This is a genomic window from Streptomyces swartbergensis (genome assembly GCF_002148965.1).
GTDB lineage: Bacteria > Actinomycetota > Actinomycetes > Streptomycetales > Streptomycetaceae > Streptomyces > Streptomyces swartbergensis.
Map to the genome: position 1 here is coordinate 21,891 of NZ_NGFN01000071.1, position 6,210 is coordinate 28,100.

Here is a 6,210-nt window from a genome sequence, read left to right on the forward strand (position 1 = left end):
CGTACGCCTCGGACCGTTCCGGCCGGGGCGTTTCTCATGCACGCACTCAGGAGGCTCACCCATGGGTGACACAGAGAGGCCGATCCCCGAGCGGCTCGGCGACCAGGACGAGCAGGCGCAGCACCTCACTCGCACTGGAAACGGGCCGACGGTCGAGAACGAAGAGCAGTTGCTCGCCGAGGTGCACGGCCCGGCCGACATGGCGGGGTTCTACAGCCGGCCCGAGCCCGTCGACCAGGACGACGCCGAACCGGCCGACGACGTCGAGGGCGAGGCAGCCGACCAGGACGACGCCGCCCCGGCCGCGGACACCACGAAGGGGGGCGACTCGGCATGAGCCTCGAGGGGATGATCGCGGCCGCCGAGAAGTCGATCGGGCTCGGCGAGCCGAACCACATACAGCAGTGGTACAGGGAGAGGAACGGCTCGCTGTACAACTATCAGTTCGCATGGTGCGACGCCGCGGTGTCCTACTGGGCAACGCTCGCCGACGAGCGCGAGGCGGTGCTCTTCGGGCAGGACTTCGCGTACACCGTTGCGCACGCGCAGCGTTTCAAGACGGCCGGCCAGTGGCACGCCATGACGAACGGGATCAAGAACAGCGGCATACGCCGCGGAGACATCATCTTCTTCGACTGGCACGGGTCGAGCGAGATCGGCAAGATCGATCACGTCGGCATCGTGACCGGCGTGAGCAGCGACCACCGGTACGTGTACACGATCGAGGGCAACACCCTCAACGTGTGCGCGAGGCGCGTGCGGGTCGTCGCCGATATCGCCGGGTTCGGCCGCCCGAAGTACAAGCCGGCACCGAAGCCGACGCCCGGCAGCTCGCCGGGCACGAAGCGGCCGCAGGTCTCCCTCGCGAAGCTCGTCAAGGCGTCGAAGGTCGACCCGCCGAAGAAGGGCACGCCCGTCTCGTACGAGCCGACGAAGGTCGTCGAGCGGGCACTCGTCGCCGAGCGACTGCTCGCAGCCGGCTACGCCGATGGGCATTTCGGCACGGCGACGAAGAGCGCGTACAGCCTGTGGCAGCAGCGATGCGGGTTCACCGGCACGCAGCCCGGCGGCGACGCCGACGGCACGCCCGGCGCGACGACGCTGCGGCGCCTCGGGGCGAAGCACGGCTTCGACGTCGTCGCCTGACACCGACCCGGCCGCCGCCGGGCGGCCGGGCTCACCCATCACCGGAAGGGGGCGGTCATGCCCGCTCTGTTCGTATCGTTCATGCGCACCGCCGTGCCGTTCATCGCGGGATGGCTGCTCACGCTCGCCGTGCGTGCCGGCGTCGAGATCGACTCGGCGACCGTCACGGGCTTCGTGACCGTCACACTCGGCGTTGCGTACTACCTCGCTTTCAGGCTGCTCGAGTGGCTCGGCGAGCGGTCGCGCGGTACCGCTCTCCAGACCTTCGCCGGCGTTCTGCTCGGTTGGGCGCGGCCGCCGTCATATCCGAAGGTGCCCGTGCTCGAGCCGGTCGCCCGGGGCGCGTACCTCGACCCGGGCGACGGGGTCCGGTAGTGCCGACCGCGGCGGCGCGGCAGCTCGTGCGGACGCTCGGCCGCCGCGGCGTCGTGCTGCTCATCTTCGGCTCGGGCAAGGTGTGTTACGGCGCCGGGTTCCTCGCGGACCCGGAGCCGCGGCCGCGCGGGCTCGAGTTGCTCACGTCCGTCGCCCCCATGCAGTGCTGGGCGTGGGTATGGATCGTATTCGGCTCGATCACCTTCGCCTCGGCGTGGCTGCGCATCGGCCGCGACCGGGTCGGGTTCCTCGCCGCACTCGTACCGCCGTCGGTATGGGGGGTGGCCTACGCGGTGAGTGCGGTCGACGGGTATCTGCGCGCGTGGTTCATCGCGGGATGGTTCGCGACGAGTCACGCCGCCTTGATCTGTTGGGCGGCGACAGTGCGGGAAGATCCGACGCCGCGCCGATCGCGTAAGTCCCCCGAGGGGGGCGGACAGTGAGCTATGGAGCGGCGATCGTTGCCGTACTGGGCACGATTGGGACCGTGCTCGGCGGGTGGTTCGTCTCGCGAGCGACGTCGCAAGCGGCGGCCGCAACGGCTCGGGCGAACGAAGCGGCCGCGCGTGCGGCCGCCGAGCCGGATGCGACCCGGGCCGGGCTCGAGGTTCTACAGGCGTCCCTAACGCAGGTAGCGAAGGAGAATCAGGAGACCCGGGCCGAGCTCGTCGGGCTGCGCGCGCTGCTGCGCGCCTACTCATGGACGGTCGACCGGCTCATCACCCGCATGGACCGAGCGGGTATCACTCCTTCGCCCGACGACGTGCACGAGCTCGTACGCGAGCACCTCGGCACCGGTCAGTAACGCCCTTGCATTGCGCCCCTGCCTGGCCTTACGGCCCGGCGGGGGCGCTTTTGTCGTTGTGCTCCGGAACGGGAGCGACCCCCGTCGAGATGAGTCGACGAGGGTCGTTGAGTGCTCCCCGAAGGGGCCGCATCCCAGTATGACCCATGCGGACCGCAATCGTCAGTCGTACGCTGGTCGTTGAGTGCTCTCACCCGATAAGGGGCTTCCATGATCAATCCATCTGTCATGACCACTGGTGAGCGAATCAAGTTCTATCGCACGAAGGCCGGCAAGACGCAAGCAGCCGTCGCCGGGCTCGTCGGTCGCTCCGAGGATTGGCTCAGCAAGGTCGAGCGCAACGTACACGGGATCGACTCGCTCTCGATGCTCATTGCGATTGCGCGCGAGCTCGGGCTCTCGAACGTGTCCGATCTCGTCGGCCCGTCGGTCGACTTGAGTCTCGTCGGCGGCGCCGAACACCCGTCGGTGCCGAACATTCGGCGCGCGCTGAACACCCCGCCGTCGCTGCTCGGCGTCGGGCTGCCCGGCGAGGCGCTCACCGGGGCTCAGCTCGGCGAGCGGGTCGTCGAGGCGTGGGGCGTCTACGAGACGGAGACGGAGCGGTACGGGCCGGTCGGCGAGATGCTGCCGGGACTGCTCGCCGAGGCGTACGCGACGCTGCGGCAGGCGACGGGCGAGGACGAGCTCGAGGGGACCCGGGCGCTCGTGTCGCTGCTGCATCTGCATCAGGTGTTCTTGCGGCGCGTCGGCGAGCGCAAGCTATCGTTGCGCGCCGCCGACCGCGCGATGCAGATCGCGGACGAGACAGGCGACCCGGCGCTGATCGCGGCCGCCGCGTGGAACGTCTGCGGCATCCTCACCTCGAGCGGCGAGGTCGCCGACTCGCTCGAGCTCGCGCGCAGCACCATTGCGCACTGCCGGCCCGGCGACGACGCCTCGCCCGAGCACCTCTCGGCGTACGGGGCGCTGCACCTCGCCGCGGTAATCGCCGCCGTCCGCGACAGCAAGGCGCCGACCGCATGGGATCTACTGCGCGAGGCCGACAGGATCGCGGGCCGGCTCGGCAGGGACGCGAACCACTTCCATACGTCCTTTGGACCGACGAACGTGCAGATGCACGGGGTGCACCTCGCAGCCGAAGAGGGCGACGTCGCCGAGGCGCTGCACCTCGCCGACAGCGTGTCGATTCCCGAGGGCGTGCTGCCCCTCGAGCGCACGACGCGGTATCTCGTCGAGGTGATGCACGCGAACCGCGTGAACGGTGACCAGTACGCGACGCTGCACATGCTGCGACAGATCATGGAAGCGTCACCGGAAGAGATCAAATACTTCCCGCTCGTCCGTGAGGCGGTGCAGTCACTCATGAAGCGGCCGCGGCCGCACATGCATGCGGAGCTGCACCAGATCGCCGAACACGTGGGCGTTCTGGCGTAGTTGGCAACCCGGAACCCTAGGCGACCCGGAAAATTCTTCCGGGTCGCCTTCGTGTGTGCGCTCTACGGTCCGTTACATGACGATGACTCAGCGAGGGCGCCCGGGGGTGGCTTGCGTGACTGCCAATCCCGCGCAGGGTGTGCGGATTGAGCGCGACGGGTCGTTACAGGTCACCGGGGCCGGCCGCTTCGCGCTGCCGCTGTCGGTCACGAAGGACGGCGAGCCGGTCGGTTCCGGGCGCTTGATCCTCACCCATGCACGCGCCGCCGAGCTGTACGCCGAGCTCGGGCGACTGCTCGCCGTCGAGTCGACTCCCCCGACTACTCCGGATGAGCGGAGCAAGTGACATGACGACGAATGAGCCTCGGCCGCAGCGCGAGCCGACGGGACGAAGCACACAAGACAGGTTGCGCCGCGCGCACATTGCGGACGCAGCAGCCGGGTTCGACGGGCTCGTGTCCGTCGGATGGATCAAGAGCAGCGGCGCGAGCGTGAGCGGGACCCTGGCGCTGTGGGATCAAGGGCAGCTCGCCGAGGTACCCGCCGGGATCGGTTGGGACGTCGTCCGTATGGGACGTCACCGGGGGTGGCGCACTGTCGACGCGCTGCGCGCCGCCGGCGAGCCCGTCGGCCCGGTCCTGGTCGCCGAGCCGTACGTCGAGGTGCTCGTGGCGCTCGGCTCGGCCGACGATTGGGACCAGGACGGCGCGACCGTCCTCGCCGCGGGCGAGCTCGTCCCCGTACCGCCCCCCGCTGTGGTCGCCCCGCACACGCTGAACGCCCGCTCTTGGATCGTGCCCCCGAAGGACACGCTCACGGACGGCGCGAAGCTGTATGAGGCGTACGCGGCCGCCGGCGCGACACTGATCGCAGGTGACCTCCGGTGACGATGCCGACGACCGTACTCGAGCCCGTTCCCCTCGGCGTGATCGCCCGACTCAACGCTCGCACGTGGCTCGCGCCGAGCGAGGGCGAGCTACTGCCCGTTCTGATGCTCACCTATCCGGCACCCCAGTTCGACGAGCCTTCCCCGGACGTCGTCGAGGCGACCATGCGCCATGTGGCGGCGTCGCTCGGCACCGTGGCGGCCGGCCCGGTCGTGCCCGAAGTCGGCGTACGCCTCACACTGCGAGGGCCCGACGCGCTGCTCTGGTTCACCGACACCGCGTACGCCCTGAAGATCGCGCATCCGCGTTGGACCCGCGCGGTCAACGTGAGCGACCGCGCGCTGCTCGCCGTCGGACTCGACGAGCTGTCGCCCGTCGCAACGGCCGCCGAAGTCGACGAGTACCGAGAGGCCGCCCGCGCTGCCGAGCGCATGCACCTCGGGATCGCACGCGTCGGCCGCCCCATAAGGGGCGCGAAATGAGAGCTGCCACCCAACCCACCTACGGACCGCCCGACGATCTCCTGCCGAGCGAGGTGCGAGCGTTGATCACGAAGGCATTCAGCGCCGGTCACGAGTGGTGGGAACCACAGGAGTTCATCGACCTCGACAAGCTGCTGCGCGAAGAGGTCGACCGGCTCGTACCTCTCGTGCGACGCCGGGCCGGCGAGGTTCCGCACCGCTCGCGCGACTGGTACGCGTGCGACAAGGCCGTCGACGCTGCCGAGTACACCATGCGGCATCCGGTATCGACGGGGCAGATCTCCGGGTCGATTCACGTCGCCGAGCTTGCCCGTCGCATCGTCGAGCTGTTTCGCGCTACAGCGGAACCCGACGCGCCGGTCGAGCGCCTCGACGGTTGTGACCTCTCGGGGGGCAGCTCGTGAAGGCTCTAGCTCGACCCGGCGTCGTCCCGTATATCTCGGCATGGAGCGGCGAGCAGCCGTTTCGCCGGCCGATCGTCTACGACGCCGCGCGGGGCGGTATCGGGTACGCGGACGAGACACCGGAAGATCGTGATCAGTACGGCGTTCTGTGGAACGGCCGCACCGTGGCGCAGGGCGTCGGGCGTCCCGAGTACGGCAACCCTCACCCCCAGCGGCAACGCGAGGCGATGCAACATCTGCTGTGTCAGGGGTGCAGGTGTCCCCGTGACGACGATCCGCGCGGCGTTCTCTGGTTGCTCGAGGACCGCCGGGGCGATTGGGCAGGGTGGCCGAACAATCTGCTCACGGCGCACCCCCCGAGCTGCGCGCCGTGCATCGTCAAGATGCGGGACTCGTGCCCGCACCTCGCCGAGACCGGTCACGTAGCGGTGCGGGCCCGGTCGAGTGAGGTGTGCGCGGTGTACGGGCGACTCTGGGCCCCCTCGGCGTTCGGCGTGCCGGTGCGGACTCCGAAGAAGGACGTCGTCGCATACGGCAGCCCCGCCGCGCGCTGGGTGCTCGCCGGGCAGCTCGTGCGCTCACTGCACGACTGCACGGTCGTCGACCTCGAGCGCGAGCTCGCTCGACACCCATAGACAGGGGCGGCCGGCGGTGAATCCCCCTCCCCCCGACCG

At 69.7% G+C, this 6,210-nt stretch carries 11 protein-coding genes; all 11 read left to right on the plus strand.

The features are described from left to right. Positions 1 to 61 precede the first annotated feature (61 nt). The 11 genes from CA983_RS14215 to CA983_RS46225 all read left to right on the plus strand — a co-directional run bounded on the left by CA983_RS14215 (position 62) and on the right by CA983_RS46225 (position 6,171). The gene (locus CA983_RS14215; protein WP_086601256.1) at positions 62 to 337 is read left to right on the plus strand and encodes a hypothetical protein; all 276 of its coding nucleotides are present in this window, start codon (positions 62 to 64) and stop codon (positions 335 to 337) included. Further along, positions 334 to 1,146 (plus strand): CHAP domain-containing protein, encoded by an 813-nt coding sequence (locus CA983_RS14220; RefSeq protein ID WP_086601257.1) that lies wholly within the window; start codon positions 334 to 336, stop codon positions 1,144 to 1,146. Before CA983_RS14215 ends, CA983_RS14220 begins: the two co-directional genes overlap by 4 nt. A gap of 57 nt (positions 1,147 to 1,203) precedes the next feature. Beyond that, the gene (locus tag CA983_RS14225; RefSeq protein WP_086601258.1) at positions 1,204 to 1,521 is read left to right on the plus strand and encodes a hypothetical protein; all 318 of its coding nucleotides are present in this window, start codon (positions 1,204 to 1,206) and stop codon (positions 1,519 to 1,521) included. Then, a complete protein-coding gene (locus CA983_RS14230; RefSeq protein WP_086601259.1) occupies positions 1,521 to 1,964 on the plus strand; it encodes a hypothetical protein in 444 nt (147 codons plus the stop codon). The genes CA983_RS14225 and CA983_RS14230 overlap by 1 nt, the downstream gene beginning before the upstream one ends. Next, positions 1,961 to 2,326: a hypothetical protein gene (locus tag CA983_RS14235; protein WP_244206880.1), complete on the plus strand. Its 366-nt coding sequence runs from the start codon at positions 1,961 to 1,963 to the stop codon at positions 2,324 to 2,326. Before CA983_RS14230 ends, CA983_RS14235 begins: the two co-directional genes overlap by 4 nt. A gap of 228 nt (positions 2,327 to 2,554) precedes the next feature. Next, complete coding sequence (locus tag CA983_RS14240; RefSeq protein WP_086601260.1) at positions 2,555 to 3,763, plus strand: helix-turn-helix domain-containing protein; 1,209 nt, start codon at positions 2,555 to 2,557, stop codon at positions 3,761 to 3,763. Between the two features lie 115 nt (positions 3,764 to 3,878). Continuing rightward, entirely contained in the window at positions 3,879 to 4,109 is a 231-nt protein-coding gene (locus CA983_RS14245) for a hypothetical protein (protein WP_086601264.1), read from the plus strand. 109 nt (positions 4,110 to 4,218) lie between these two features. Next, positions 4,219 to 4,650, plus strand: coding sequence for a hypothetical protein (locus CA983_RS14250; RefSeq protein ID WP_244206882.1), 432 nt, complete (start codon positions 4,219 to 4,221; stop codon positions 4,648 to 4,650). A 2-nt stretch (positions 4,651 to 4,652) separates the two neighbouring features. Further along, positions 4,653 to 5,132 (plus strand): hypothetical protein, encoded by a 480-nt coding sequence (locus CA983_RS14255; RefSeq protein ID WP_244206884.1) that lies wholly within the window; start codon positions 4,653 to 4,655, stop codon positions 5,130 to 5,132. After that, complete coding sequence (locus CA983_RS14260) at positions 5,129 to 5,536, plus strand: DUF6415 family natural product biosynthesis protein (protein ID WP_143645493.1); 408 nt, start codon at positions 5,129 to 5,131, stop codon at positions 5,534 to 5,536. Before CA983_RS14255 ends, CA983_RS14260 begins: the two co-directional genes overlap by 4 nt. 458 nt (positions 5,537 to 5,994) lie before the next feature. Further along, positions 5,995 to 6,171, plus strand: coding sequence for a hypothetical protein (locus CA983_RS46225; RefSeq protein ID WP_158101864.1), 177 nt, complete (start codon positions 5,995 to 5,997; stop codon positions 6,169 to 6,171). Positions 6,172 to 6,210: the final 39 nt, after the last annotated feature.